The organism is Microbacterium sp. (assembly GCF_031178445.1).
Taxonomy (GTDB): Bacteria; Actinomycetota; Actinomycetes; order Actinomycetales; family Microbacteriaceae; genus Microbacterium.
Map to the genome: position 1 here is coordinate 62872 of NZ_JAPSIY010000009.1, position 26852 is coordinate 89723.

Consider the following 26852-nt stretch of genomic DNA (forward strand, 5'->3'; position numbering starts at 1 on the left):
ACACGAGGCACAGCCGATGTCGATCCCGGCCTTCGCCGGGATCGACATCGGAGGGACGAAGATCTCGGCCCTCATCGTCGATGACGCCGGCGGCGTCCTCGCCAGGGGCGGCGTCCCGGCGCCGGTGCGCGAGGGCGGGGATGCAGTCGCCGACGCGGCGTCGGCCCTCGTGCACGAGCTCGCGTCGGCGGCCGGGGCCGGCATCCGCGCCGCCGGCGTCGGAGCGGCGGGTGTGATCGACCACGAGACCGGGGCGATCCGCGCGGCGTCGGCCACCTTCGTCGGATGGGCGGGATTCCCGCTCGCGAGGGCGCTCTCAGAGCGCCTCGGCGCGCCCGTCGGCATCGAGAACGACGTCAACGCCTTCCTTCTCGGTGAAGCCGCAGGCGCCGGGGCCCGTGGCGATGTGCTCGGGGTCATGCTCGGCACGGGCGTAGGGGGAGCCGTGATCATCGACGGCGAACTGCGGCGAGGACCGCACGGCGCGGCCGGCGAGATCGGCCATACGCCCGGCTACAGCGACATCGTCTGCACGTGCGGTCAGACCGGCCATCTCGAGACGCTCGCCTCCGGGACATCCATCGGGCTGCGCTATGCCGAGCGCAGCGGCGGGCACATCGGCGGAGCCCGGCAGGTCGCCGAGCGCGCCCGACAGGGCGATGCCGACGCCATCGCCGTGTTCCGCCACGCGGGTCATGCGCTCGGGCTGGCCTGCGCGAGCGCGGCGACCCTGCTCGACCTGCCGCTCGCGATCGTGGGCGGAGGAGTGGCCGAGGCCTGGGACCTGCTCACACCCGGCATCGACGCGGCCCTGCGCACGGATGCTCCGGTGTCGGGAATCCCGCTCGAGATCCTCCCCGCTCGGCTCGGCGGCGACGCCGTCGCCCTCGGTGCCATCGAGACCGCACGAAGCGCGGCTCTGGCTTTTTCATTCTGACCATCCTCGAAAGGAGCGATTGTGACCGCACGCCCCGAAGCCAGCGAGATCTGGATGGGCGCCCTGCCGCCCGTCGCCGAAGGCGGCCTCAGCCGGCCGCGAATCGGCATCGCCGGTATCTCGATCGAATCCAGCACGTTCTCCCCGCATGTGTCCGGCGATGAGGCGTTCACGATCCGAACCGGAGCCGACCTGATCGGCTACTATCCCTTCCTCGACGCCGGCCGCGAGCTGCGTGAAGCGGCGGAGTGGGTGCCGCTCTATCACGGTCGTTCGCTGCCCGGCGGCGCTGTCGCGCCCGAGACTTACGACCGCATGAAGCGGGCGATCCTCGAGTCGATCCGCGAGCAGGGCCCCTTCGACGGATTCTTCTTCGACATCCACGGCGCGATGAGCGTGATCGGAATGCAGGACGCGGAGGGCGATCTCGCCTCTGCGGTACGCGCAGCGCTCGGACCCGACACGCTCGTGTCGACCTCGATGGACCTGCACGGCAACGTCTCGGAGGTGCTGCGCGATGAGGTCGACCTGCTCACCTGCTACCGGATGGCGCCCCACGAGGACTGGCTCAACACGAAGGAGCGGGCTGTCTGGAACCTCCTCGCCCGGCTGCGTGGCGAGCACGGCGCCGACCCGCTGCGTCGTCGTCCCCTCAAGGCCTGGGTCCCGGTTCCGGTGCTGCTGCCGGGGGAGAAGACCTCGACACGGCTGGAACCCGCGCAGGGCATCTACGCGGAACTGCCGGGGATCGAGGCGATGCACGGCGTCGTCGACGCGTCGGTGTGGATCGGATACGCCTGGGCGGACGAGCCGCGCTGCCAGGCCTACGTGGTGGTCATGGGCGACGACGAGGAGCTCATCGCTCGCGAAGCCGAACGCGTGGCCAGAATGTTCTGGGCGGCCCGCGAGGACTTCGCCTTCGTCGCGCCGACAGCCGATCTCGACGGCGCGCTGCAGAATGCGATGGCGCCGGGGGCGGCGCGTCCGTATATGATCTCGGACTCCGGCGACAACCCGACGGCAGGGGGCGCCGGCGATGTCACCTGGACGCTGGCGCAGCTGCTCGCCACTCCCGAGCTCGTCGATGGCAGCCGTACCACGATCGTCGCGTCGATCTTCGACGCGAGCGCCGTCGCCACCGCGCGAACGGCAGGCGTTGGCACCCGCGTCACGCTCACCGCCGGTGCACGCGTCGACGACGGTCCGCACGGACCCGTCGAGATCACCGGTGAGGTCTTCTCGATCACCGACGGGGATCCGGATGCGGGAACCCAGGCCGTGATCGCAGTCGGGGGACTGCACGCGATCATCACAGAGCGCCGCAAGCCCTTCCACCACCTCGACGACTTCAGGATGCTGGGTCTCGACCCGGAAGCCGCCGACATCGTCGTCGTGAAGATCGGCTACCTCGAGCCGGAATTGTACGAGCTCGCGGCGGACTGGACGCTGGCGCTGACACCCGGTGGAGTGGATCAGGACCTGCTCCGACTCGGCCACCACCGGCTCGCTCCAGGGGTCTTCCCGTTCGACACCGGCGGGACACCCGCTCTCACCGCGCACGTGAGCCGACGGGAGGAGGTCTCCGCATGATGAACTTCGAGAAGCGCACAGGGCCCGATTTCGGCTCCGCCGCACCGGTCTATCCCACGCAGGGGGTGCCCGACTGGTATCGGGACGCCAAGCTCGGCTTCTTCGTGCACTGGGGTCTGTACTCCGTGCCGGCGTGGGCGGTGCAGCACGGTGAGGGCGTGAACATCCCGACCGAGGACGCCTACGCCTGGCACCAGTACGCTGAGTGGTACGGCAACACGGTGCGGATCGCGGGCAGCCCGACGTGGCAGCGTCACCAGGAGCTGTACGGCCCCGGCACCTCGTATGAGGATCTCGCGGATCTGTGGGACGCGTCGTCGTTCGACGCCGAGTCCTTCGTCGGCGAGCTCGTCGGCGCAGGGGCGAAGTACATCGTGCCGACCACGAAGCACCACGAGGGCTTCTGCCTGTGGGGCACGCGGACCACCGGCTTCAACTCGGTGATGCGTGGGCCACGGCGCGATCTGATCGGCGAGTTCCACGCCGCCACCCGCCGCGCTGGGGCGCGCTTCGGCGTGTACTACTCGGGGGCGCTGGACTGGCACGTCGGCGACTTCCCTCCGATCGAATCCGACACGGACCTGTTCCGATTCCGACGCAACGACGCCCAGTTCGCCCGCTACTCGGCCGCCCAGCTCGAAGAGCTGGTGGAGCGGTTCGCTCCCGACCTGCTGTGGAACGACATCGAGTGGCCCGACGGCGGCAAGGGAAGCCACGAGTACGGCGTCGCCGCCCTGCTGAAGAGGTACTTCGATTCCGTGCCCGACGGCGTCGTGAACGACCGCTGGGGTGTGCCGTATCACGGCTTCCTCACCCGTGAGTACACGGACATCCCCGACATCCTCGAGGAACCGTGGGAGTCGACGCGCGGCCTCGGCTACTCGTTCGGCTACAACCAGGCGGAGGATGAACGTCACTCCCTGTCGGGCGCCGCGCTGATCCGGATGCTGGTGGACGTCGTCTCCAAGAACGGCAACCTGCTGATCAACGTCGGACCGGCGGCCGACGGATCGATCCCGGAACTGCAGCGCGCAGCCATGCGCGAGCTCGGCGAGTGGTTGCGAGCCAACGGCTCGGCGATCTACGGGACGCGTCCGTGGGTGCGTTTCGGCGAGGAGAGCGGTGCGCCGCGGCGCTACACGCGATCGGCTGCGGGGGTGCACCTGCATCTGCTGGATCCTGCCGTCGGGGAGGCGGCTCTACCGGCGGAGTTCGGCGATGCCGAGCTGCGATGGATGGACGGTTCGAGCGCGACAATCGCGGAGGCGTCCGGCATCCGCACTGTTACCGTGCCGGAAGCGCTGCGCTCCGAACCTGTCGCGGTGCTCACAGCGACGGGTGTGTGAAACAGCGCTGCAGGACGCAGAGAGGCCCGGCGCCGTGTGCGCCGGGCCTCTCCGCGTCCGCGATTCTCACTCCGCGGGCGCGTCCTCGATCGCGGGCGGCGCGTCTGCGGAGTCAGCCCACTCCGGTGCGGGAAGCGGTGTGTCGACCTGCCCGGCCTGGATCGCACGCAGCGCCTCGGTGATCTCCTCGTCGTTCTCCGGTACGGCGAGCCCGCACGCGCGCATCTCCGAGGCGAACTTCAGCGTCAGGCGGATCTTGCCGGCCTCGACCGCCTCGGCCGTCGTGCCGACCCGCTTCTCGCTGCCGGTCTGGATGTCGGAGACCTCATCGCACACGTGGTAGACCGAACCGCCGTCGACCCACACCACCTCGTCCTTGCCGAGCAACTGGATGACGGCCGACTGGTCGGCGGTGTACTGCTCGACGGACGGCGGATCGAAGTCGATGCCGAGCACGAGGGCGAGTGCGGCGAGCACGATTCCGACGACGCCGGCCGTCGCCTTCTGCCCCTTGTCCATGTCCTTGTTCAGGAAGATGAGGACGATCAGAGGCACGAAGGCGATGATGGCGATGATCGCGCCGAGCTGGTTCTGCACGAAGAAGCGCACCTTGTCCGATCTGCGGGCTGGATCGAGGCGGTTCGCCTTCTTCCAGAGGATCGAACCCGTTATCGACAGCGCGGCGATCACGACGAGCAGGACCAGCAGTGTGATGAACGCCCACTGCGGGAAGGTCGAGGAGGCCACCTGTTCCTCCAGGAGACCGGTCTCGGGGTCGCGTCGCAGTCCGCCCTCCGTGGTGACGACCCGCTGCCGGAGCAGCCAGAAGATGGCGACCGCCTCCGCCGCGATCGCGACGGCCCACAGGACGGCGGCGATCCAGCGGAATGTGGTCGCCTTCCTCTTCGACTCCCCGGTCGGCGCCCATTCCCGCCTACCGGCCGCGTTCTCGGCCGGTCCGTCAACCTGCCTGCTGTTCTCTGCCACGTCCGTGTCCCTCCCGTGTGGTTCCGCCCTGAGCATAGTGGAACGGGGGTGCGGCGCCGCGGTGCGATTCAGACTCCTGTCCGCTCCTCACGCTCGACGTCGAGGGGCCCGGTGAGCGCGGGCGGCGCGGCGCGGAAGAGTCGCGTCCGCCACAGCAGGTAGACGAACCCGACGGCGGTCCAGATCGCGCCGATGAGCATGGCGCTCGGTTCCAGGCTGAACCACAGCACGACGTTGACGATCGCGCCGATCGCCGGCACGACGACCCACCCGATGATGCTCTTCGCCGCACTGTCGCGCCGGAACCGCAGCCACGTCGCGATCACCGAAAGGTTCACGAAAGTGAAGGCGACGAAGGCGCCGAAGTTGATCAGTGAGGCGGCCTGGAAGAGGTCGAGGAACACGGCGGTGGCGGCGAGCACCCCGATGAGGATCAGGTTCGCGGAAGGGACTCCCTTGGCGTTCAGCCTGGCGAACACCTTCCGCGGCAGCACCTCGTCGCGGCCCATGGCATACAGCAGCCGGGCCGCTGACATCTGCTGGGTGATGCCGCATCCGAGAACGGCGACCATGTAGCCACCGATGAACAGCGCCTGGAACAGCGCGCCGCCGATGTATCTGGCCATCTCGGGCGAGGCGCCGACGATGTCGCCCACCAGGCTGACATCCGGGAACAGCACCTGCATGACGTAGGTGACCGAGACGAAGAACACGCCGGCCGCCGCCACGATGAGGAAGATCGCGCGGGGGATGTCGCGCCGGGGGTTGCGCGCCTCCTCCGACAAGGTCGTCACGGCGTCGAAACCGAGGAAGGACAGCGCCAGGATGGCCGCACCGGAGGCGACACCGCTGAACTGCTCGGGGGCGGCGAGGAACGGTGTGAAGGAGAAGGCGGCGCCGTTCGCCCCATCGGCGATGTTCTTCACGGTGAGCACGACGAAGGCGACGGCTGTGACGATCTGGATGACGACCAGGGCCGTGTTCACTTGAGCGGCCAGTCGGACACCGGCCAGGTTGATGCCCGTGCAGATGACGATGGTGCCGATGATCCACACCCATGCCGGGATCTCGGGGAATGCGACCGTCATGTAGATGGACGACAGCAGCGCGTTGATCATCGGCAGCAGCAGGTAGTCGAGCGTGGCGGCCCAGCCGACCACGAACCCCACATGCGGATTGATCGACTCGCGGGTGTAGGTGTAGGCGGAGCCGGCTCGCGGGTAGACGCGCACCATTCTGCTGTAGGCCCACGCAGTGATCGCCACCGCGACGAAGATCAGCAGATACGAGAGCGGGACATGTCCCTCCGACACCTGGGCGACGATTCCGAACGTGTCGAAGACCGCCATCGGCGCCATGTACGCCAGGCCCAGGAAGACGATCTGGGGCAGCGACAGCGAGCGCCGCAGGGCGTGGGTCGCTTCCGGCGCGGCCCCGGTGCGGGAGATCGGGGTGGTGGACATCAGTGGATCCTTTCTCCGACGACGTCGGCGGAGCAGTGCGGCGAGGTCTCGCCTGGGTGGGACAGAGCGGGGTGGGGTAGGGGGGCGGCAGGCGCGCGATCGGCGTCGTGCACGACCTCACCCGCGACGACCGTCAGGACGGCGTGCTGATCGAGCAGACCGGCGGGGTCGGCCTCGTGGTCGTAGAGGTTGTCGCTCCACGCGACGACATCCGCGGCGGCACCGACACGGAGCATCCCCAGTTCGTCCTCGGCGTGCCAGGCCCAGGCGCCTTCGCGGGTGTACCCGCGAAGCGCATCATCGAGGCCGATGCGTTCAGCAGGGGTCCAGGCTCCCGTGCCGTCGAGTCCGGCGCGCGTGAGAGCCGAGTACACCCCGACCAGCGGATCCATCTCGCCGACCTGCCAGTCGCTGGACAGGGCGACGTGCGCGCCCGATGCCATCAGAGAACGGATGCGCCAGGCGCGATCCCAGCGATGCTCGCCGATGTTCTGCATCCAGGTGCCTGCGACGAGATCCGGGGAGCAATGTCGCGGCTGCATCGCGGCGGTCACGCCGAGCGCGGCGAAACGCGGCAGATCGGCGGGATCCAGACATTCCACGTGCACGATGCCGTGGCGCCTGTCGCGCGTTCGGTTGGTGCGTGCCGCGTGCTCGATGGCGTCGAGGGCGAGGCGGATGCCGCCGTCGCCGGTCGCGTGCGTGTGGGTCTGGAAACCCATCGCGTCGAGCTCGGTGACGATGCGCGTGAGCTCGCCGATGGCCGCGCTGGGGTGTCCGCGGTGACCCGGCCTGTTCGCGTAGTCGTCGAGCATCCAGGCCGTGTGGGGCTCGATGACGTCATCGGCGTACAGCTTCAGTGGTCCGAACCGCAGCAGCGGGTCGTCGGGGGCGGAGTCGACCGCCTCGCGGAGACGCGTGCGGAACGCGGCATCCGCGTCGACCGGGTGGAACAGCGCTGCGATCACACGAGAGCTGAGCCGCCCTTCGCGGCGGGCACGCAGCATGAGGTCCGTCTCCGCGAGCGGCACCTGCGGCTCGACCGCCGTCGTGATCCCCCCCGCGGTCGCCATGCGCAGGCTGGACAGCATCCGCCGGTACCGCCGCTCGGGGGAGTACAGCGGGATGTCACGGCGGATGGCGGCGAGCCCTGCGGTCGTCATCGCCCTGGTGTAGAAGTCGGTCACCCAGCCGGTGGCTCGACCGTCGCGATCGCGTTCAGGGTTGCCCCACGGGATCGTGCCGCCGTCGGCGATGCCGAGCACCCGGAGCGCGGCGTCGTTGAGCCATACCGAGTGCTGGTCGTACGTCGTCACGAACACGGGGCGGTCGGTGATCCCGGCGAGGTCGCCGGCGTCCGGCCGCCGGTCGTGGACGACCGAGTAGGCGGCGTTCTCGCCGCAGACCCACTCGAGGTCGGGGCGTGCGCCCGCCAGTGCGGAGAGGCGACGGCGCACCTCGGCGAGCGTCTCCGCCCCCTCCAGGCTCACCGCGTCCTCGTCGAAGCCGAGCAGCAGATGGTTATGGCTGTCGATGATGCCAGGGGTGATGAGGCGGCCGTCCAGCCCGCGGGTCTCCTTCGCGGTCGGCGCCTCCGCGGCGGATCCGACGTAGCTGATGCGGCCAGCCGTGATGCCGATGGCCTCCGCCCAGGGCTGGTTGGGATCGAAGGTGCGCACCACGGCATCGGTCAGCAGCAGGTCTGTCATGTGTTCTTCCTCGAATGTTTTTTGACGCCAACGTCAAAGAATGGATCGAGTGTGGCATTCATTCGCGGTAGTGTCAAGGAATGGCAAGACCCAAGAGACAGGACGCAAGGCGCGCCGATCTCGTCGAGGCGGCGCTGACGGCCGTCTCCGAACGCGGGCTGCGCTCGATCTCCCTGACGGATGTGGCACACCGTGCGGGACTGACCCGCGGCGCGATCCTGTACTACTACTCCGACCTCGACGAACTGCTGGTCGAGGCGCATCGCGCGGGCGTGGAGCGGTTCTGCGACGCCCGCGACGATCGGATCGCCGGTCTCGACGACCCGCGTGACCAGCTTGCCGTGGCCATTCGCGCAGGACTTCCGGACGGCCCGGACGACGCGCTCATGCGGCTGCTGTACGAGTTCGACATCCTCGCCGGCAGCTCCGCCCTGCACGACGAGCTGGTCGAGACGATGTACCGCCGCCAGCTCGCCACCTACACCGGCGTCCTGCAGCGCGGACTCGACCGCGGTCTCTTCTCGCCCCAGCTCGATCTGCCCACTTTCGCCATGACTCTCGTCGCCCTCGAGGACTCCTACGGGCTGCACATCGTCGGCGGAAACTCCCTGATCACCGTGGCGGATGCGGAATCCGCGATGCGCAGGGTCAGTGAGCGACTGGGGGCGCCGGCGACGGAAGACCACGGGACCGAACATCGAGGAGCGTGAGTACGCTGAGGGTGTGAACGCAGATCCGGATGACGACGCCCTGAGCTGGGACGGCGACGAGGGTGCTCGGCGTGCTTCCCCTCCTGAGGGCTGGAAAGCCGTCGGCAGGGGCAGCGAGCACGTCGGCGACATCGACCGTGATTCCCCAGGCGCCGCGTCGGAGGGCGCCGCGGACGCAGGCGCGGCGTCGCCCCCGACGCACTCGGAGGAGCGCGCACGGCCTGCGGACGAGACCGCGTCGTCGCCGGATGAACGGTCCGGGCTCAGCAGCGCCGCCCTCCTCGCCCTGGGAGTCCTGGGCGGGGTGTATCTGCTCTACACCGTCGGCTGGATCGTCGGCGGACTGCGCCTGAAGGCACTCGCGCCGCTCATCGTCAGCGAGGCGATGTACGTCCCGTGGTTCGTGCTGGCCGTCGGAGCGCCGGCGCTGTGGTTCCTCACCACCTGGGTATGCACACGGCGGAGCGCCACCTGGGTGCGGATGGCCCTTCTCGCCGCCGGAGCGGTGCTGCTCGTGCCGTGGCCCTTCGTGACGATGGGAGCGCTGGGCGCATGACCGAGACGACTGACACTCCCCGCTGGCTGTCGGCCACCGTGCTCGGCGCCGCAGGGCTGTTCTACGCGTATGCGGTGTGGAACGCCGTGGCGCAGCTGATCACACTGGCACAGGAGGGACTGAGCGGAACCGGCTGGGCCACGATGCTCTTCGCCGTGCTGTTCCCCGTGCTGGTGTTCGTGCTCGCCTTCGCGTTCGGCCGCAGGCGCGGGGGAGGAGAGCAGGCGCTCATCCTGCTCGCGGGTCTTGGCGTGGTGGCGGCGTTCAGCCTGAGCCTCGTCGGCTACACCGTGCTCAACTGGGACCTTCTCGTCGTCGGCTGAGCCATCGAGTTCCCGAGGCGCGTTGCGTCGCGTCACACGGTCGGGGCTGCGGTCGCCGCTGAGGTAAAGTGTGTCCCGATCGCGCCCCGACGGCGTGCGGCGCATCGGCTATCCCATCCGCGTGCTGCCCCGAAGGATTCCTGTGCCGAACCAGCCTGCCAAGCCCGTCGTTCTCCTCGCCGAGGTGCTCTCACCCGCCACGATCGAGGCTCTGGGCCCCGACTTCGACGTCCGTGAGGTCGACGGCACCGACCGTGCGGCCCTCTTCGCAGCCCTCGCTGATGCCGATGCCGTGCTCGTGCGCTCCGCCACCCGCATCGACGCTGAGGCCCTCTCGCATGCGCCGCGTCTGAAGGTGGTGGCACGCGCGGGCGTCGGTCTCGACAACGTCGACATCAAAGCCGCGACTGCTGCAGGAGTCATGGTGGTGAACGCCCCCACCTCGAACATCGTCTCGGCCGCGGAGCTCACCGTCGGCCACATCCTCAGCCTCGCCCGCCGCATCCCGGCAGCGCACGCGTCGCTGTCGGCCGGAGCATGGAAGCGCAGTTCGTTCACCGGCGCCGAGTTGTTCGAGAAGACCGTCGGCATCGTGGGCCTGGGACGCATCGGCGCGCTCGTCGCCGCGCGTCTGAATGCCTTCGACATGCGCGTCGTCGCATACGACCCCTATGTCACCAGCGCACGAGCTCAGCAGCTGGGCGTGCAGCTGCTCTCGCTGGAGGAGCTGGTCGCCGAGGCGGACTTCCTCACGATCCACATGCCGAAGACCCCCGAGACCACCGGCATGATCGGCGCCGAGCAGTTCAAGGCCATGAAGCCGACGGCGTACGTGGTCAACGTCGCTCGCGGAGGGCTGATCGACGAGGAGGCGCTGCACGAAGCACTCGTCGGCGGCGAGATCGCCGGTGCCGGGCTCGACGTGTTCACGTCCGAGCCGCCCGCCGAGGGCGGAACCGCCCGCGCCCTGCTCGACCTCCCGAACGTCGTCGTGACCCCGCACCTGGGAGCGAGCACCGAGGAGGCGCAGGAGAAGGCGGGTGTCTCGGTCGCGCGCTCCGTACGCCTGGCGCTCGGCGGCGATCTGGTTCCGGATGCCGTCAACGTCGCCGGCGGCGCCATCGACCCCTACGTGCGCCCGGGGATCCCGCTGGTCGAGAAACTCGGCCAGATCTTCTCCGCGCTCGCGCAGGCGCCGCTCACCAGCCTCGATGTCGAGGTGCATGGCGAGCTGAACGAGTACGACGTGAGCGTGCTGCGCCTGGCGGCTCTCAAGGGCGTGTTCACCAACATCGTCAGTGAGACGGTCTCGTACGTGAACGCGCCCCTGCTCGCAGAGCAGCGCGGGATCGCCGTGCGGCTGCTGCAGGACGAGGTGAGCGAGGAGTACCGCAACGTCATCACCCTGCGCGGTGCTCTCTCGGACGGCTCTCAGCTCTCCGTGTCCGGGACTCTCACCGGTCCGAAGCAGATCGAGAAACTCGTCGGCATCAACGAGCATGCCGTCGAGCTGCCTCTCGAGAAGCACCACGTCGTGATGCTGTACACCGACCGTCCCGGGATCGTGGCGGTGTACGGCCAGAAGTTCGGCGAGGCCGGCATCAACATCGCCGGTATGCAGATCGCGCGGCAGGCGGCTGGGGCTCAGGCGCTCAGCGTGCTGACGCTCGACTCGCCGGTGTCGGAGGAGCTGCTCGCCGACGTCAGCGAGGCCATCGACGCCGACCTGTTCCGCCAGATCGAGATCACCGAGGTCTGAGCGGCCGTCAAGCTTCCGACGACGCGGGCTCCGAACCCTTCGGAGCCCGCGTCATCTGCGTCACGAGACGGATGAGACGCTCCAAGCCCTCGCCGGTCGGCACGAACCCGTCGGCGCCGTGAGGGTCCGCGGGATCGAACGCGAGCGAGTTGTTGAAGTACAGGCCGTCGCTCAGCAGCATGACGAGGTCGAGGGCCGCTTCGTCGCGCACGTGCGGCCGGATCGCATCGGCCCACCGTCGACGCACCTCGCGCAGCCCCGCCGCAGCGATGACGGAGCCACCCTGGGCGAGCCGAGTGGTCGCGATCAGAGCGCGGTCGAGTGCGTCGTCCTCCATGACCGAGGTGCGCACGTAGTAGGCGACGGGTCCTTCCGAGTCGGCCTTCATGCGAAGCAGGTCGTCGTCCGTCAGCGCCTCGAGCCTGGCCACGAGCCCTGCGGCGAGCTCGTCCTTCGACGCGAAGTGGTACAGGAGTCCGCCTTTCGATACACCGGCGGTCCTGGCCACGGCGTCGAGCGTCGCCGCTCGACCGCCCTCGTCTATCAGGATCGACTCATATGCATCCATCACACGCTCGCGTGCCAGGGGAGGGCGGGGCATCGGCAGCTCCTCGGGTCGAAGGGCGGATGCGTATGAATGCACAGCATCCGATCAGGCATTCCTCTGTTACTGTACCAGCTGGACGGTTTAGTAACGGAGGAAAGCATGCCTGCCACGGCATCCATCGACATCACGCGCACTGACGGCCCCCGCGCCGGAGGGCGGGGCTGGGCCGCGCTCGTCGTGCTGATGCTGCCTGTGCTGTTGGTCTCGGTCGACAACACCGTGCTCAGCTTCGCGCTGCCCGAGATCTCCCTCGCACTGGCACCCAGCGGCGCCGAGCAGCTGTGGATCATCGACGTCTATCCGCTCGTGCTCGCCGGGTTGCTGGTCACCATGGGAGCACTCGGGGATCGGTTCGGGCGGCGCCGGATGCTGCTCATCGGCGCCACCGGGTTCGCAGCGGTGTCGGCACTGGCCGCGTTCGCGCCCACCGCCGGTCTCCTGATCGCCGCTCGCGCCCTGCTCGGCTTCTTCGGAGCCATGCTCATGCCGTCGACGCTGTCGCTGCTGCGCTCGATCTTCCAGAACCGGGACCAGCGGCGATTCGCGATCGCCGTCTGGGCCGCCGCGTTCTCCGCCGGTTCGGCCCTTGGCCCCATCGTCGGGGGTTTCCTGCTCGAGCACTTCGCCTGGGGCTCGGTGTTCCTGCTCGCCGTCCCGGTGCTGATCCCGCTGCTCGTGGGGGCGCCGCTGCTGGTCCCCGAGAGCCGCGATCCGAACCCCGGACGGATCGATCCTGTGAGCATCCTGCTGTCGATGGCGGCGATGGTCCCCGTGGTCTTCGCGATCAAGGGCTTCGCCGTCGACGGCCCGACGGTAACGGCCGTGCTCAGTGCGCTGTTCGGTACCGGAATGGGCGTGCTGTTCGTGCGACGTCAGCTGCGCGCGCGGATCCCGATGCTCGACATGGCCCTCTTCCGCCGGGGCGCCTTCTCGGGGGCGATCCTGGTGAACCTGCTCAGCGTCGTCGCCCTGGTCGGGTTCCTCTACTTCGTCTCGCAGCACCTGCAGCTCGTGATCGGTCTCTCGCCGATGCTCGCGGGGTTCGCCCTGGTGCCCGGGATGCTCATGATGATCGTCTCCGGGCTCGCCGTCGTGCCGATCGCCCGCCGCGTCGCCCCGCACATCCTGGTGCCGTGTGCGCTGGTGTTCTCACTGATCGGCTACCTCCTGGTGGCGTTCGCCTCACAGGACCACGGCTTGCTGCCGCTGGTCGTCGCGTTCGTCGTACTCGGCATCGGCATCGGCGCCGCCGAGACCGTCTCCAACGAGCTGATCCTCTCCAGCGCACCGCCGGAGAAGGCCGGCGCCGCGAGCGCCGTATCCGAGACGGCCTACGAACTCGGAGCGGTGCTCGGCACCGCCATCCTCGGCGGTCTGATCACCGCCTTCTACCGCGGCGCGCTGGTGCTGCCCGACGGCGTCCCTGATGCCGCAGGCGCCGTCGCCCGCGAGACTCTCGCGGGGGCGTACGCGGCGGCACACGATCTGCCGGCGACGCTGGGCGCGAGTCTCTGGGAGGCGGCGGTGGTCGCCTTCGAATCGGGCGTCACCGTCACCTCGCTGATCGGCGCTCTGCTGGTGGTCGGTGCAGGCGTGATCGCCGCGCTCACGCTGCGACCGCGCGGTGCTCGTCGCTGACGGGAGCGTGCGGGCCGTCGACACACGGAAGGGAGCCTCCTCGCGGCGCCGCTACGCTGGTGGAGAAGCGCCTGCGGCATCGTCGGCCCGGGCGAGAGGAGTGTCATGTCGCGTGTCGTGAAGCTGGCCGTCATCCCGGGTGACGGGATCGGCCCCGAGGTCATCGCCCAGGCGGAGCGCGTGCTCGACACCGTCACCGCGGGCAGCGGCGTGAGCTTCGAGAAGACACCGTTCTCGCTCGGCGCGGGCCGCTTCCTCGAGACCGGCGACACCCTCACGGATGCCGACCTCGATGCGATCCGCGGACATGATGCCATCCTGCTCGGTGCGGTCGGTGGCACGCCGGGCGACCCCCGGCTCAGGGACGCGAACATCGAGCGGGGGCTGCTTCTCAAGCTGCGCTTCGAGCTCGATCACTATGTGAACCTGCGCCCGTCGAAGCTGTTCCCCGGCGCCTCCGGGCCCCTGGCCGACCCCGGAGAGATCGACTTCGTCGTCGTCCGCGAGGGCACCGAGGGACCTTACGTCGGCAACGGCGGCAGCATCCGCAAGGGCACCCCGCACGAGATCGCCAACGAGACGAGCGTCAACACCGCATTCGGCGTGGAGCGGGTCGTGCGCTACGCGTTCGCCCTCGCCGAACGCCGTCGTCGCAAGCTCACCCTCGTCCACAAGACCAACGTGCTGGTGCACGCGGGCGGCATCTGGAAGCGGCTCGTCGACGAGGTGGCATCCGAGCATCCCGGCGTGGCCGTAGACTATCTGCACGTCGATGCGGCCACGATCTTCCTCGTGACAGACCCCTCTCGCTTCGATGTGATCGTCACCGACAACCTCTTCGGGGACATCCTCACGGATCTGGCCGGCGCCGTCACCGGTGGCATCGGCCTCGCCGCCTCGGGCAACATCAACCCCGACGGCGCCTTCCCCTCGATGTTCGAGCCGGTGCACGGCTCGGCGCCCGACATCGCAGGGCTGCAGAAGGCGGATCCGACGGCGGCGATCCTCTCCGTCGCCCTGCTGCTCGACCACCTCGGTCTGCATGACGAGGCGACGCGGGTCCAGCAGGCGGTCGAGCAGGACATCGCCTCCCGTGAGGGAGCCCGCAGCACGAGCCAGACCGGCGACGCCGTCATCGCCCTGCTGCAGGCGTAATCTGAAAGCACGCGCGCATCGCCGCCGCACCCGATCGAGGACACCACATGACCGACACCGCCACCACCAGTCCTGCCGCTGCGGAGCTCACCTTCGCCGTCACGAAGAACCTCGCCGCGAAGAGCGCGGCTCAGCGCGAGGAGATCCTGCAGAATCCCGGCTTCGGCACCAGCTTCACCGATCACATGGTCGACGTCTGCTGGTCGGAGAAGGGCGGATGGCACCGCCCTCGCGTGCAGCCTTACGGGCCGATCCCGCTCGATCCCGCGGCCGCGGTGCTGCACTACGGGCAGGAGATCTTCGAGGGCATCAAGGCCTACCGGCACGCCGACGGGTCGATCCATACGTTCCGTCCCGACCGCAACGCGGCGCGCCTGCAGAAGAGCGCACGGCGCCTCGCGCTCCCGGAGCTGCCCACCGCGTACTTCCTGCAGTCGCTGCGTGCGCTGATCGCCGTGGACGGCGACTGGGTGCCGTCCGGCGCCGACCAGAGCCTCTACCTGCGGCCGTTCATGTTCGCCAAAGAGGCGTTCCTCGGTGTCCGCCCGGCGAAGAAGGTCGCCTTCTACGTCATCGCCAGCCCGGCGGGCGCGTACTTCACCGGCGGCATCAAGCCTGTGCGCATCTGGCTGAGCGAGAGCTACGCCAGGGCGGGCAAGGGTGGCACCGGTGCGGCCAAGACCGGCGGCAACTACGCCTCCAGCCTTCTGCCGCAGTCCGAAGCCTATGAGAAGGGCTGCGATCAGGTCGTCTTCCTCGATGCCGATCGCAACGTCGAGGAGCTCGGCGGCATGAACGTCGTGTTCGTCTTCAAGGACGGCCGCGTCGTCACCCCGGAGTCCGATTCGATCCTCGAGGGCATCACCCGCGACTCGCTGCTGCAGCTGGCCGAGGATCGCGGACTGACCGTCGAGCGTCGAGCCGTCTCCCTCGAGGAGTGGCGCCAGGGCGTCGCCTCGGGCGACATCGTGGAGGTCTTCGCGTGCGGCACGGCCGCCGTGGTGACGCCGATCGGCGCGCTGGTCTCGGAGGACTTCGAGGACGAGCAGCCCCTCGGCGACCTGGCCCTGTCGCTGCGCGAGGAGCTGACCGACATCCAGTACGGACGCCGCGAGGACAAGCACGGCTGGCTCGTGCGCCTGGACTCCTGACCCCTTCTCTTCGCGCCGGCACCCCTGGTCCTCGTCCACACCGCCGCGCGTGGGCGTCGGCACCCGGGGTGTCGGCGGCAGATGCGCTGTCGGCACGAGTGGCTAGGCTGGTGGGGTGAAGATCGCGCGATTCAGCCACAAGGACGGCATCCGGTACGGAATCCTCGACGAGGACGAGCTGGTCGTGCTCGACGGCGACCCCCTGTTCGCCGGGTACCAGCCGACGGGCGAGCGCGTCCCCGTGGCGGACGCCGCCCTTCTCGCTCCGGTCATCCCCCGATCCAAGGTGGTCTGCGTCGGACGCAACTACCACGACCACGCCGCGGAGTTCGGCAACGTCGCCCCCGAAGAGCCGCTGCTCTTCCTCAAGCCGAACACCGCCGTGATCGGCACCGGCGACGCGATCGTGCGGCCGACGATCTCGGAGCGCACCGAGTTCGAGGGCGAGCTCGTCGCCGTCATCGGCCGGATCGCCAAGAACGTACGCGCGGGCGACGCCCTCGACCACGTGTTCGGCTACACGGTCGGCAACGACGTCACGGCCCGTGACCTGCAGCGCAAGGACGGACAGTGGACCCGCGGTAAGGGATTCGACACGTTCTGCCCACTGGGCCCCGTGATCGAGACGGAGTTCGACCCCGGCGCTGCGCGCATCGAGACCCGCGTGAACGGCGAAGTGCGCCAGCAGGCGCCGCTCACCGACATGATCCATTCCGTCGCCGACATCATCGCCTACGCCTCGGCCGTCTTCACGCTGCTGCCCGGTGACGTCGTCATGACGGGAACGCCGGCCGGAGTGGGCGCGGTCGTCGCCGGGGACGAGATCGAGGTCGAGGTCACCGGCATCGGCACCCTGCGCAACCCGGTGCGCGACGCCGCGCCCGCCTCGTGACCACTCTCACCGCCGACGCCGTCGGCGCCCTGCAGCGCCGCACGGTGCTGGTGCTGTCGCTCGGTCAGGTCCTCGGCGGCATAGCCTTCGGCGCGACAGTGTCGCTCGGGGCCCTGCTGGCTGCCGATCTCTCCGGCGACGACGCGCTGTCGGGCCTCGCGACGGCATCCGTCACGCTCGGCGCGGCTGCGTTCGCCATCCCGCTCGCCAGGTTCGCCGCGCGCCGCGGGCGGCGACTCTCGCTGACCGCTGGCAACCTGTTCGCCCTCATCGGCGTGGCGACCGTGATCGCCGCCGCGGCGCTGCGGGCGTTCCCGCTTCTGCTGGTGGGCATCGTCATGATCGGCATGGGCAACGCCGGGAACCTGCAGTCGCGATTCGCGGCCACCGACCTGGCGGCACCCGAGCATCGCGGTCGCGATCTGTCGATCGTGGTGTGGTCGACGACCATCGGCGGCGTCACGGGCCCGCTGCTGCTCACCCCCGGCGAAGCCCTCGGGCACGCTATCGGGATGCCGCCGCTGACCGGGTCGTACCTGTTCTCGCTCGTCGCTCAGATGGCGGCGCTGGTGCTCTACCTCGTCGCGCTGAGACCGGATCCACTGCTCACCGCGATCCGCCTCGCTGCGACCCCGTCGGTCCACTCACCTCTCGGGGCGAGCCATGACCGCCCGAGGTCGGCACGCTACGCGATCTTCGCCGTCTCCGGTTCTCATGCCGTGATGGCGTCGGTCATGGCCATGACGCCGGTTCACCTCTCGCACATGGCGCACGGCGCCCACGGCACCGCCGCCACGAGCACCGATGTGACGCTGCTGGTCGGCGTGACGATCGCGCTGCACGTCGCCGGTATGTACGGCCTGTCGCCCGTGTTCGGGATCCTCACCGATCGGTGGGGACGGATCCGAGTCGTTCTGCTCGGGCAGGCGATGCTGGCCGCTTCGCTGCTGTTCGCGATCTTCGCCGGCGAGCACGCCGCAGGCGTCATGGTCGCCCTGATCCTGCTCGGTCTCGGCTGGAGCGCGGCGACCGTCGCCGGGGCCGCGCTGCTGACCGAGTCGTCGACCGTGGCGATGCGCCCGCGCCGGCAGGGCATCAGCGACTCGCTCATGAGCCTCACCGCAGCGGCCGGCGCGGCGGGCGCCGGTCTGGTGCTCAGCGCGTTCGGTTACGGCGGGCTGGGTGCGGTGGCGCTGGTCATCGTCCTCGCGATCACGCTGCTCTCGCCGTTCGGGCGCATCAGGGAAGGTGCATGAGCTGGCAGGGTGTCGGCGAGGCGTACGCCGACTCGTACGCGGCGCTGTGCGCAGGCACCGGGGAATCGCTGCGCGCGCTGGCCGGTGAGGCCGGCGGAAGGTCGCTGCTCGATGTCGGATCCGGCGACGGCACGCTGGCAGCGGAATGGGCTTCCGTGGGCTGGCAGGTCACGGCTTGCGAGCCTGAGCCGAGCATGCGAGCGGTGTCGGCCAAGCGGCATCCGGGCGTACCGGTCGGAGACGGGGCTCTGCCCCACCTCCCGTTCGATGATGACGCGTTCGATGCGGTCGCCGCGAACTTCGTGCTCAATCACCTCGCCGACCCGCGGGCCGGGGCGGCCGAGCTGCAGCGAGTCAGCCGTGGCATCGTGGTCGCATCCATCTGGACGCAGTCCTCCACCCGTATCTGGGCCGACGTCACGCAGCGGGCGGGGCTCGCGCCGGCTTCGGGTGGCCTGCTTCCGAAGGAAAAGGACTTCGACCGGACAGTGACAGGCTTCGAGCGGATGCTGCGCGACGCGAGCTGGCGTCCGGAGGTGATCGAACTGACCTGGACGTGGCGGCCGGAGCCGCGGACGCTCTGGCGCAGTGTCGACGGGGGAGTGGCGGGCGTCGGAAGCTTCTTCCGCGGTCTTCCGGATGCCGACCGGCGGCGCTTCCGCGTCGCGTTCGACGAGGTCGTGGCGGAGCGCGCGGAAGACGGTCGCGTGCCGCTGACGCAGACCGCTGCCATCGCCGTCGACCGCACGCACTGAGGTCGGCGGCTCAGCATCCGGCCCCGATAGGATCGAGGGGATATGGCTACTCCGCACCCCCTCACCACCACCGCGACGGGATCCGACGTCCGCGTGCGCTTCTGCCCTTCTCCGACCGGCCTGCCGCACGTCGGCATGGTGCGCACGGCCCTGTACAACTGGGCGTATGCACGCCACAACGGCGGGAAGCTGGTGTTCCGCATCGAGGACACCGATGCGGCCCGCGACAGCGAGGAGAGCTTCCGCCAGCTGGTCGATGCGCTCACGTGGTTGAAGATCGATTGGGACGAGGGTGTCGAAGTGGGCGGCCCGCACGCGCCGTACCGGCAGTCTCTGCGTCACGACATCTATCGTGAGGCGATCGACAAGCTGCTCGCGACCGGTGCCCTCTACGAGAGCTACTCCACGGCCGCGGAGATCGACGCGCGGAACGAGACGAACGGGCGCGCCAAGCAGCTCGGCTACGACAACTTCGACCGTGACCTCACCGAGGAGCAGAAAGCGGCGTTCCGCGCCGAGGGCCGTCAGCCTGCGCTGCGACTGCGCGTGCCCGACGAAGACCTCACCTACGTCGATCTCATCCGCGGCGAGGTCACCTTCCCCGCCGGGTCCTTCCCGGACTTCGTGGTCGTGCGTCCGAACGGCGTTCCGCTGTACACGTTCGTGAACCCCGTTGACGATGCGCTGATGGGCATCACCCACGTGCTGCGCGGTGAGGACCTGATGCCGTCAACGGCGCGCCAGCTCGCGCTGTACGACGCGCTGATCCAGGCCGGAGTGACGACGTTCGTGCCGCGTTTCGCGCACATGCCCCTGGTGCTGGGAGAGACCGGCAACAAGAAGCTGTCCAAGCGCGACCCGCAGGCCGACCTGTTCCTGCACCGCGAGCGTGGATTCATCCACGAGGGGCTGCTGAACTACCTGGCCCTCCTCGGCTGGTCGATCGGTCCCGACCGGGATGTCTTCTCGCTCGAGGAGTTCATCGCCGCGTTCGACATCGTGAACGTCAACCCGAACCCGGCTCGATTCGACCAGAAGAAGGCCGAGTCGATCAACGGCGACCACATCCGGATGCTCGATGGCAAGGACTTCGCAGAGCGGCTTGTGCCGTACCTGGCCGCCGCGGGAGTGTACGGCGCAGGCGAGCCGACGCATGATCAGATCGTGCTCACCTTCCGTGCGGCACCGCTGGTGCAGGAGCGCATGCAGCTGCTCGGCGAGGCACCGGGCATGCTCGGGTTCCTCTTCACGGATCAGGTCGTCGTCGAGGACGATGCGCTGAAGGGGCTGCCGGCGAACGCGCCGGAGGTGCTGGACGCCTGCATCGCAGCACTGGAGCCGATCGAGGAGTTCACGACCGAGGCGGTCCAGTCGGCGCTGAGCGCCAAGCTGGTGGAGGAGCTGGGTCTCAAGCCCCGCGTCGCCTACGGTCCGCCCCGTGTCGCGCTGACCGGACGTCGCGTCTCGCCGCCGCTTTTCGAGTCGATGGAGCTTCTCGGCAAGGATGCGACGCTCCGTCGGCTGAGAGCGCTGGGCGGCCACCTGGCTCGCTGAGCCGGCTGGGCAAGGCGGAGCGCCCGAGATGGACTCGAGGACGGATGCCGCCATGCCGGCGGCCGACGCGGACGTCATACTCGGCGAACTCGGAGTTCTGCTGCTGGAGTGCGGCACATCGGTCACCGACGTGCGCGGCTCGCTCGAGCAGGTGAGCAGGCGGGCTCTGCCCGACCTGCCCGTCGAGTTCGCGATCCTGCCCGAGATGGTCATGGTGAGCAGGCCGGGGTCGGCGTCGGCGACGACGACGGTGATCGGCAAGGGCGAGGCGCTCACCTTCCGCCAGTCGGCGCGGGCGAGCAGGCTCGTACGCGATCTCGAGGCCGGAGAGGTGCTGCTGGACGCCGCGTCCGCGCGCATCGCCGCAATTCGCGCGACCCCGCGGCGGCTGCCGGGTCTGCAGAACGTGATCGGGTGCGCTCTGCTCTCTCTGTCGCTGGCGGCCCTGTTCCGCTGCCCCTGGTGGGCGATCCTCCTCGCCCTTGTCGTCGGCGCGCTGGTGGGAGCCCTCACTCTCGTGATGATGCGCGTTCGTGCCGCCGCCGCCATCGCACCGTTCGTCTCGGCGCTGGTGTCGACTCTGCTCGTCGGCGCTGTGGCGGGGCTGCTCGATCTGGGCGCGGTGCCGCTGTTCGCGGTGTGCGCTCCGATCGCCATCCTCGTGCCCGGTGCACTGATCACCAACGCCCTGCTCGAGCTGACATCCACCGACATCGTCACGGGAGCGTCCCGGCTGATGTACGGGCTGATCATGCTGGCGTTCATGGCCGCCGGCGTCTACTCCGGGGCCGCTCTCACCGGCCTGAGGATCGACTCCGCATCGGCCGCGCTGGTCGGCGAGGCCGTGCGACTGGCCGACGATCGGGGCGGCTGGGAGGCACTCCCGCCGGTCTGGGCCGCGTGGCTCGCCGTGCTCGTGCTGGCGATCGGCATCGGGCTCGCCTTCGGTTCCGGCTTCCGCCTGACCGTCGTGTGCGTGGTGGTGATGACGGGGACGTATGCGGTTCTCGCCCTGTTCAGTCAGGTGGTGGGCAGCATCGTCGCGACCGGGGTGGCGGCGGCGGTGCTGTTCGTCGCCGCGCGTGTGCTCGAGCGGGTCATGCTGGCGGTGCCGGCCACGGTGTCGTTCCAGCCGGCGTTCCTGCTTCTGGTACCGGGGACGATCGGGCTGGTCGCACTGGCGAGCTTCGATGCGCAGGCGCTCGTGTCGGCGCCGATGATGTTCCTCAGCCTGTGCATCGGCACGAAGGTGGGAGCACTGCTGGCCGATCTCGGCCGCATCACCCGCTCGACGCTCACGCTGCGCTGGGTGAGACCGGCGCGCATGGGTGAGATGTGAGGGCGTAGCCGAGCGGGGATGCTCATGCAACCCTCTTCGGGCCGGACTGGCCGGCGTCTAGCGTGGCCGGATGGCGAAGGAGGAGGACATGACGGAAGAGACGGTACGGTCGGTTCCGGCCTTCGAGCTGGGCCGCTACCTCGGACTCTGGTTCGAGATCGGCAGGCTCCCGCTCAGGTTCGAGGACGACGCGGCGCGCGATGTGACCGCCGAGTACTCGATCGACGATGACGGGAGTGTCCGCGTCGACAACCGCTGCATCGACGAGGACGGGAAGCCGACTCAGGCGATCGGCAGAGCGGTGCCGGACGGGGAGCACCCGGGTCGGCTGCGGGTGAGCTTCCTTCCCGAGGCGCTGCGGTGGCTCCCCTTCACACAGGCCGATTACTGGGTGCTGCGCGTCGACGACGGATATGAGCACGCTTTGGTGGGCACTCCCGACCACAAGCACCTCTGGCTCCTCGCGCGCTCGCCCGAGATCTCCGATGCCGTCGAGCAGTCGTTCCTCGCGACGGCGCGCGAGCAGGGTTTCGAACTGGAGAAATGGATACGCCCGAGTCAGTCCGGAACGGTCGCGTCGGTCGCATGACGCCACGCCCGGGCGCCGCGCACCGATTCGCCATCTGCGGGCCTGTCGGGTAAGCTTGAACCTCGGTGCGAGGCTCCGGTTTCGCCCTTGGGGTATGGTGTAATTGGCAACACGGCTGATTCTGGTTCAGTTGTTCTTGGTTCGAGTCCAGGTACCCCAGCACTTCTCAGAAGCCCGGAAGTCCGCCTCAGGCGGGTGACCGGGCTTCTTGCTTCTGCGCGCCGGGCACCCTGACTCGGGACCGCGGACTCGCCCCGAAGTCCGCGAATCAACGCGCGCGGTTCACGGTGCACAACTCGATCCCGACCGCATCTTCGTCGATCGTCGCGAGCATCATCGTGCACTGCGGTTGCCGGCGGCGATCCGTCGGCGATCCGGGATTGACCAGGCGCATGCCGAGGGGCGAGCGTGTGTCCCAGGGGATGTGGGAGTGTCCGAAGACCAGCAGGTCGATTCCGGGGAAGGCAGCATCCCCGCGCAGCTCACGGCCCTTCGCAGGACCTGTCTCGTGAACGACCGCCACCTCGACATCCTCCACCCGGAATCGCTCGACCTCCGGTAACCGTGCTCGCACTGCAGCGCCGTCATTGTTCCCGTGCACCCCGTGAAGCACAGCGGAATGCTGCTCGAGCAGGTCGAGCGTTGCCTCGTCGACCCAGTCGCCCGCGTGCACGACGATATCGGCCGCGCCCGCTGCGATGAGCACGTCGTCGGGTAGGTGACGTGCACGACGGGGAACATGCGTGTCGGCGAGCAGGAGCAGCCTCGTCGTCACCGTCGCATCCTCGGGGCGTCGTCCGCACGCGAAGGCGACCCGGCGTCGCGCGCGGTGCCCCCCGCCGAACGCGGCAGTCTGCCCAGGCCCGTCGGGGCGGGGGCGGGCTCGGCGCCGTCCTGGAAGCCGATGGTCGCGACGACGCCGATGAGCAGCAGAAGTTCGAACGCGTTGGTGACGGCGCCACTCTGCACGGGAAGCGGGATCGAGATCCCTGCGACCATCACGACCGCGGCGACGGTCAGCCACGGCCACTTCTGGCGGATCCAGACCAGGATGCCCGCCAGCAGCAGCACCGCCACGACGATGAGCGCCATGACGGGTGGCCCTGCCGGCGCGGCGGCATCCGAATAACTCACCGCGCCGTACTCGGTCTCGGCGACGAGCTCCATCCGCAGGGTGCTCGTGGCGAGCTCCCACGCGATCAGCACGGCGCTCAGAGCCACAGCGGCAGCGGCCGCCCAGCCGCGCGCGGCCCATCGGATGCCCGCCCGTGACATGGCGTGCCAACCCACGATGACAAGCAGGGGCGTGGCGAAGGCGTGCATCCAGAAGCGAAGGCCGTTGGCGACGCGCAGCCCTTCGCCCTCCCCGACGAGTGCGCCGACGGCGAGCACGGCGTTGTCATAGACCAGCGCCGCCACGACCAGCGCCGCAAGGTCGGAGGCGATGATGCGCCTGCGTGAGAGGGTGAGGGCGATCATCCAGAAGAACAGCACCGCATAGGCGAGTGCGAAGACCAGATACAGGATGCTGTCCATGCCGCTCAGCTCCGCACCGAGGTCCAGACGATCATGACGCAGACGATCATCGCGATGAGTGCCACGACGGCCATGCTCAGCATGCAGGCGGCGAGCCAACGAAGCTGACGTGTGCCGGGCGTCATCGTGAAGCGCACGATGAACATCGTCGTCAGCAGGCAGGCCAGCAGCACCGTCGCGATCAGGGCGACGGATGCCGCGGCGCCGCCGGTCACGATGATCGCGACCAGGGGCACGAGGCAGACCGCCGTGAAGATCGTCGCAGTGATCAGCCAGACCGCGCCTGAAGATGTCCGCAGCGCGGGCTGATTCATCACGCGAGTGGGATCGGTTCGCGAGCCGGGTACCGGCGACTCAGGCGCATTCCTTCTCATGTCACGCCTCCCTAGAGCGTCCACGATCCGTCTCGGCGCCGACTTTCTCAACGGGCTGGATTCGCGCGCTCCGACGCGCTATGTGAGTGCGGCCGGGGGAGCGATAGCACGGCGTGGCGACTCGGGCCATCCCCTTCTGAGAGCAGGATCGGCGGGCCATCATCACGAGTGGCCCGCCCGGGGTCCCCGCGGGGGTCGGAGAGGAGAAGCAGGTGACTGTGCGACTGAACAAGGAGGCCTTGGCGCACGCGCGTCGGCTGCTGCGCGACGGCGACGTGGTGCGCGACGAGCGCGACGACTGGAGCGAGCATGCACCGGGGACGGACGAAGAGAACGCGTTCATAGAGAAGCACGGCATGAAGGCTTTCGCTCTCTGGCATCTCGGCGAGGACACCGACGAAACCGAGGGCACGAAGGGCCGCTGCAGATTCCCGTACGGCGACTTCCGCAGGCTGCATCGCTGCGCCGTGATCGCCGGTGAGAGCCGTGCAGGGCAGTACGACCACGACTCCATCGCAAAGACGCTGAAGGACCTGCTCGAGGACATCGACGCGCGGGACTGACGCGAGGCGCGTGCTCCGCCCCAGGCGGCTCGGAGGATCGATACGCTGACAGGAGCACCCCAGGGGCGTAGAGGAGCGTTCGCATGACAAATCTCGAGAAGAACCCACCTGTCAGCGTCCTTGAGCCGGGCCGACCGTGCACCGAGGTCGAGGTGCTCACACCCCGAGATGTCCCTCTGGGCGGGGTGCGGGCGATGACCGTCTACCGCACGCTGCCGCAGAAGCGCCGCTCACTGGTGGGCGCGTGGTGCTTTCTCGACCACTACGGACCCGACGACGTCGCGCTCACGGGCGGGATGGAGGTGCCACGGCATCCGCACACAGGCCTGGCCACCGTGTCCTGGCTGTTCACCGGACGCATCGACCACCTCGATTCGAACGGTGTCGCGGCAGCCGTGCTGCCCGGGGAGCTGAACCTCATGATCGCAGGCAGCGGCATCACACATCAGGAGATCAGTACCGCGGACACCACCACGCTGCACGGGGTCCAGCTCTGGTACGCGCTGCCCGAGTCGACGCGCTTCAGTGACAAGCATTTCGAGCACTACGCCCCGCAGCCCGTGCATCTGCAGGGGGTCACCGCTCGGGTGTTCATCGGTGAGCTCGCGGGTTCGGTCTCCCCGGTGGACACCCGTACCCCTGACCTGCTCGGCGCCGAACTCACCCTTCGACCCGGCGCGGAAACGATGCTCCGCGTCCGTCCGGACTTCGAGCACGCCGCGTTGGCCGAGACCGGCGCCGTCGTGGTGAACGGCACCACGGTGGAGCACCGTTCCCTGGGGTACGTCCCGACGGGCTCCGACACCCTGCACATCGCTGCCGGCCCGGAGGGGGCCAGAGTGATCCTGTTGGGCGGGGTGCCCCTCGGGGAGCAGATCGTGATGTGGTGGAACTTCATCGGCCGCAGCCATGACGAGATCGAGGAGTATCGGCGCCGCTATCAGGCAGAGCTCGGGTTCGAGCCGGCCCACCCGGCAGACGAGGGCAAGGCACCACTGTTCGGCCCCTTCGCGGCGGGGCAGCGGGCCCCGCTGCCTGCTCCTCCCATGCCAACCGTGCGCCTTCGGCCGAGGGAGTGACGGGATGCGTCGGCGTTCAGCCCACCCGGGCGCGAACGGCTGCTCCGTGCTCAGCCCGCCGTTCGGCGACGTGCTCGGCGTATTCCGGATGCTTGGGCAACCACGCCGCTACGTACGGGCACACCGGCACGATCCGCAGTCCTGACGCGATCGTGTCCTCGACGACCTCTCGAACCAGCAGCGACGCAAGGCCCTGACCCGCATACTCGTCCGAGACGACCGTGTGGTACAAGACGCGCTCACCCTCGACGTCGACGTACGACTCCTCGCCGATCTCCTCCGGCTGGGAAGCGCCTGCCTCCCGGTCGACGAGCACATACCGCGACTGATCCGGTTCGTGCTCGACGGTGTACCGGCCGGTCACAGCCTCACCCCGTCCGCGTCGCGAGGTCGCACGGGGTGCTCGCTGAGGATCGAGACCCGGTTGAACGCGTTGATCGTCACAGCCACCCATTCGGCGGCGGCGAAGGCGTCATCGCCCAGCACAGCGCGAGATCCTTCGAGATCGGCGCGGGACTCCTCGGTGAGAGGCATCCGGGTCGTCGCCTCCGCGATGGCCAGCACCGCCTTCTCCCGCTCCGTGTACAACGTGCTCTCCCTCCAGGCAGGCAGCACATCGAGCTTCTGCGGCGTGATGCCGGAGGAACGTGCTTCTCGCGAATGAAGGTCGAGGCAGAAGGCGCAGCCGTTCAGCTGCGAGGCCCGCACCTTGATGAACTCCGACTCCTGCTGGCTCAGTCCTCGACGCTCCGCCTCCTGCGCCACGACGGCCGAGTACGCCGTGATGGCCTTCCAGACGCCGGGGGCGGTTTTGTCCAGGTACGGACGCATGGGTCCTCCTCACGCTCGGGTGAGTGCGAATGCACTTCTGTCACCACCAACCTATGGTCTGATCCGCGCATTCCGCGCGGCGGCACTATCGGCGGCGCGTGTGTGGTGTCAAGGCTGGTGCCTGGCTCTCGTCACGTGCCATACAGTCTCGCC

General features: G+C 69.0%; 27 protein-coding genes and 1 tRNA gene. 19 read left to right on the plus strand and 9 right to left on the minus strand.

All coding sequences use genetic code 11. From position 1 onward, the window contains the following. The first annotated feature begins 16 nt into the window (after positions 1 to 16). Genes RIN43_RS13040 through RIN43_RS13050 form a run of 3 tightly spaced genes read left to right on the plus strand, consistent with a single transcriptional unit; the run spans position 17 to position 3873 of the window. Positions 17 to 937, plus strand: a complete 921-nt coding sequence (locus RIN43_RS13040; protein WP_309129358.1) for an ROK family protein — start codon at positions 17 to 19, stop codon at positions 935 to 937. 54 nt (positions 938 to 991) lie between these two features. Beyond that, positions 992 to 2527, plus strand: coding sequence for a M81 family metallopeptidase (locus RIN43_RS13045; protein ID WP_309129428.1), 1536 nt, complete (start codon positions 992 to 994; stop codon positions 2525 to 2527). Further along, positions 2524 to 3873 carry an alpha-L-fucosidase gene (locus RIN43_RS13050; protein ID WP_309129359.1) on the plus strand — a complete coding sequence of 450 codons (1350 nt, stop codon included), beginning with the start codon at positions 2524 to 2526 and terminating at the stop codon, positions 3871 to 3873. The genes RIN43_RS13045 and RIN43_RS13050 overlap by 4 nt, the downstream gene beginning before the upstream one ends. 66 nt (positions 3874 to 3939) lie before the next feature. Here the strand turns inward: RIN43_RS13050 and RIN43_RS13055 are convergent, their stop codons facing one another. The 3 genes from RIN43_RS13055 to RIN43_RS13065 form a co-directional block, all read right to left on the minus strand. Then, a complete protein-coding gene (locus tag RIN43_RS13055; protein WP_309129360.1) occupies positions 3940 to 4860 on the minus strand; it encodes a hypothetical protein in 921 nt (306 codons plus the stop codon). Positions 4861 to 4928: 68 nt separating this feature from the next. After that, positions 4929 to 6323, minus strand: coding sequence for an APC family permease (locus RIN43_RS13060; protein ID WP_309129361.1), 1395 nt, complete (start codon positions 6321 to 6323; stop codon positions 4929 to 4931). Further along, positions 6323 to 8032, minus strand: a complete 1710-nt coding sequence (locus RIN43_RS13065) for an amidohydrolase (protein WP_309129362.1) — start codon at positions 8030 to 8032, stop codon at positions 6323 to 6325. The genes RIN43_RS13060 and RIN43_RS13065 overlap by 1 nt, the downstream gene beginning before the upstream one ends. Before the next feature lie 80 nt (positions 8033 to 8112). On the opposite strand from RIN43_RS13065, the gene RIN43_RS13070 reads away from it, so the two are divergent. The 4 genes from RIN43_RS13070 (at position 8113) to serA (ending at position 11380) form a co-directional block, all read left to right on the plus strand. Next, a complete protein-coding gene (locus RIN43_RS13070; RefSeq protein WP_309129363.1) occupies positions 8113 to 8742 on the plus strand; it encodes a TetR family transcriptional regulator in 630 nt (209 codons plus the stop codon). Positions 8743 to 8755: 13 nt separating this feature from the next. Next, the gene (locus tag RIN43_RS13075; protein ID WP_309129364.1) at positions 8756 to 9298 is read left to right on the plus strand and encodes a hypothetical protein; all 543 of its coding nucleotides are present in this window, start codon (positions 8756 to 8758) and stop codon (positions 9296 to 9298) included. After that, on the plus strand, positions 9295 to 9621 hold the full coding sequence (locus tag RIN43_RS13080; protein ID WP_309129365.1) for a hypothetical protein: 327 nt from the start codon (positions 9295 to 9297) through the stop codon (positions 9619 to 9621). Before RIN43_RS13075 ends, RIN43_RS13080 begins: the two co-directional genes overlap by 4 nt. Positions 9622 to 9763: 142 nt before the next feature. Continuing rightward, positions 9764 to 11380: a phosphoglycerate dehydrogenase gene (gene serA, locus RIN43_RS13085; RefSeq protein ID WP_309129366.1), complete on the plus strand. Its 1617-nt coding sequence runs from the start codon at positions 9764 to 9766 to the stop codon at positions 11378 to 11380. 7 nt (positions 11381 to 11387) lie between these two features. Here the strand turns inward: serA and RIN43_RS13090 are convergent, their stop codons facing one another. After that, complete coding sequence (locus RIN43_RS13090; protein ID WP_309129367.1) at positions 11388 to 11981, minus strand: helix-turn-helix domain-containing protein; 594 nt, start codon at positions 11979 to 11981, stop codon at positions 11388 to 11390. A 105-nt stretch (positions 11982 to 12086) separates the two neighbouring features. On the opposite strand from RIN43_RS13090, the gene RIN43_RS13095 reads away from it, so the two are divergent. The 10 genes from RIN43_RS13095 (at position 12087) to RIN43_RS13140 (ending at position 22476) form a co-directional block, all read left to right on the plus strand. After that, on the plus strand, positions 12087 to 13625 hold the full coding sequence (locus RIN43_RS13095) for an MFS transporter (protein WP_309129368.1): 1539 nt from the start codon (positions 12087 to 12089) through the stop codon (positions 13623 to 13625). A 105-nt stretch (positions 13626 to 13730) separates the two neighbouring features. Then, positions 13731 to 14780, plus strand: coding sequence for a 3-isopropylmalate dehydrogenase (locus tag RIN43_RS13100; RefSeq protein ID WP_309129369.1), 1050 nt, complete (start codon positions 13731 to 13733; stop codon positions 14778 to 14780). Between the two features lie 47 nt (positions 14781 to 14827). Further along, the gene (locus tag RIN43_RS13105; protein WP_309129370.1) at positions 14828 to 15931 is read left to right on the plus strand and encodes a branched-chain amino acid aminotransferase; all 1104 of its coding nucleotides are present in this window, start codon (positions 14828 to 14830) and stop codon (positions 15929 to 15931) included. Positions 15932 to 16046: 115 nt separating this feature from the next. Beyond that, a complete protein-coding gene (locus tag RIN43_RS13110; protein WP_309129371.1) occupies positions 16047 to 16823 on the plus strand; it encodes a fumarylacetoacetate hydrolase family protein in 777 nt (258 codons plus the stop codon). Further along, on the plus strand, positions 16820 to 18079 hold the full coding sequence (locus RIN43_RS13115; protein WP_309129372.1) for an MFS transporter: 1260 nt from the start codon (positions 16820 to 16822) through the stop codon (positions 18077 to 18079). The genes RIN43_RS13110 and RIN43_RS13115 overlap by 4 nt, the downstream gene beginning before the upstream one ends. Next, positions 18076 to 18834, plus strand: coding sequence for a methyltransferase domain-containing protein (locus tag RIN43_RS13120; RefSeq protein WP_309129373.1), 759 nt, complete (start codon positions 18076 to 18078; stop codon positions 18832 to 18834). Before RIN43_RS13115 ends, RIN43_RS13120 begins: the two co-directional genes overlap by 4 nt. A gap of 42 nt (positions 18835 to 18876) precedes the next feature. Then, entirely contained in the window at positions 18877 to 20388 is a 1512-nt protein-coding gene (gene gltX / locus RIN43_RS13125) for a glutamate--tRNA ligase (protein WP_309129374.1), read from the plus strand. 28 nt (positions 20389 to 20416) lie between these two features. Further along, positions 20417 to 21727 (plus strand): threonine/serine exporter family protein, encoded by a 1311-nt coding sequence (locus RIN43_RS13130; protein WP_309129375.1) that lies wholly within the window; start codon positions 20417 to 20419, stop codon positions 21725 to 21727. 88 nt (positions 21728 to 21815) lie between these two features. Further along, the gene (locus tag RIN43_RS13135) at positions 21816 to 22316 is read left to right on the plus strand and encodes a lipocalin family protein (protein WP_309129376.1); all 501 of its coding nucleotides are present in this window, start codon (positions 21816 to 21818) and stop codon (positions 22314 to 22316) included. 88 nt (positions 22317 to 22404) lie between these two features. Further along, positions 22405 to 22476 (plus strand) — tRNA-Gln (locus RIN43_RS13140). Between the two features lie 108 nt (positions 22477 to 22584). Here RIN43_RS13140 and RIN43_RS13145 read toward each other — a convergent pair. Genes RIN43_RS13145 through RIN43_RS13155 form a run of 3 tightly spaced genes read right to left on the minus strand, consistent with a single transcriptional unit; the run spans position 22585 to position 24166 of the window. After that, the gene (locus RIN43_RS13145; protein ID WP_309129377.1) at positions 22585 to 23091 is read right to left on the minus strand and encodes a YfcE family phosphodiesterase; all 507 of its coding nucleotides are present in this window, start codon (positions 23089 to 23091) and stop codon (positions 22585 to 22587) included. Continuing rightward, on the minus strand, positions 23088 to 23852 hold the full coding sequence (locus tag RIN43_RS13150; protein WP_309129378.1) for a hypothetical protein: 765 nt from the start codon (positions 23850 to 23852) through the stop codon (positions 23088 to 23090). Before RIN43_RS13150 ends, RIN43_RS13145 begins: the two co-directional genes overlap by 4 nt. A 5-nt stretch (positions 23853 to 23857) precedes the next feature. After that, on the minus strand, positions 23858 to 24166 hold the full coding sequence (locus RIN43_RS13155) for a hypothetical protein (RefSeq protein WP_309129379.1): 309 nt from the start codon (positions 24164 to 24166) through the stop codon (positions 23858 to 23860). Positions 24167 to 24438: 272 nt separating this feature from the next. Between RIN43_RS13155 and RIN43_RS13160 the strand changes: the two genes are divergently transcribed. Beyond that, the gene (locus RIN43_RS13160; protein WP_309129380.1) at positions 24439 to 24789 is read left to right on the plus strand and encodes a hypothetical protein; all 351 of its coding nucleotides are present in this window, start codon (positions 24439 to 24441) and stop codon (positions 24787 to 24789) included. A gap of 83 nt (positions 24790 to 24872) precedes the next feature. Further along, on the plus strand, positions 24873 to 25868 hold the full coding sequence (locus RIN43_RS13165; protein WP_309129381.1) for a pirin family protein: 996 nt from the start codon (positions 24873 to 24875) through the stop codon (positions 25866 to 25868). A 16-nt stretch (positions 25869 to 25884) separates the two neighbouring features. Here the strand turns inward: RIN43_RS13165 and RIN43_RS13170 are convergent, their stop codons facing one another. Continuing rightward, positions 25885 to 26232 (minus strand): GNAT family N-acetyltransferase, encoded by a 348-nt coding sequence (locus RIN43_RS13170; protein ID WP_309129382.1) that lies wholly within the window; start codon positions 26230 to 26232, stop codon positions 25885 to 25887. After that, positions 26229 to 26699: a carboxymuconolactone decarboxylase family protein gene (locus RIN43_RS13175; protein ID WP_309129383.1), complete on the minus strand. Its 471-nt coding sequence runs from the start codon at positions 26697 to 26699 to the stop codon at positions 26229 to 26231. Before RIN43_RS13175 ends, RIN43_RS13170 begins: the two co-directional genes overlap by 4 nt. Positions 26700 to 26852: the final 153 nt, after the last annotated feature.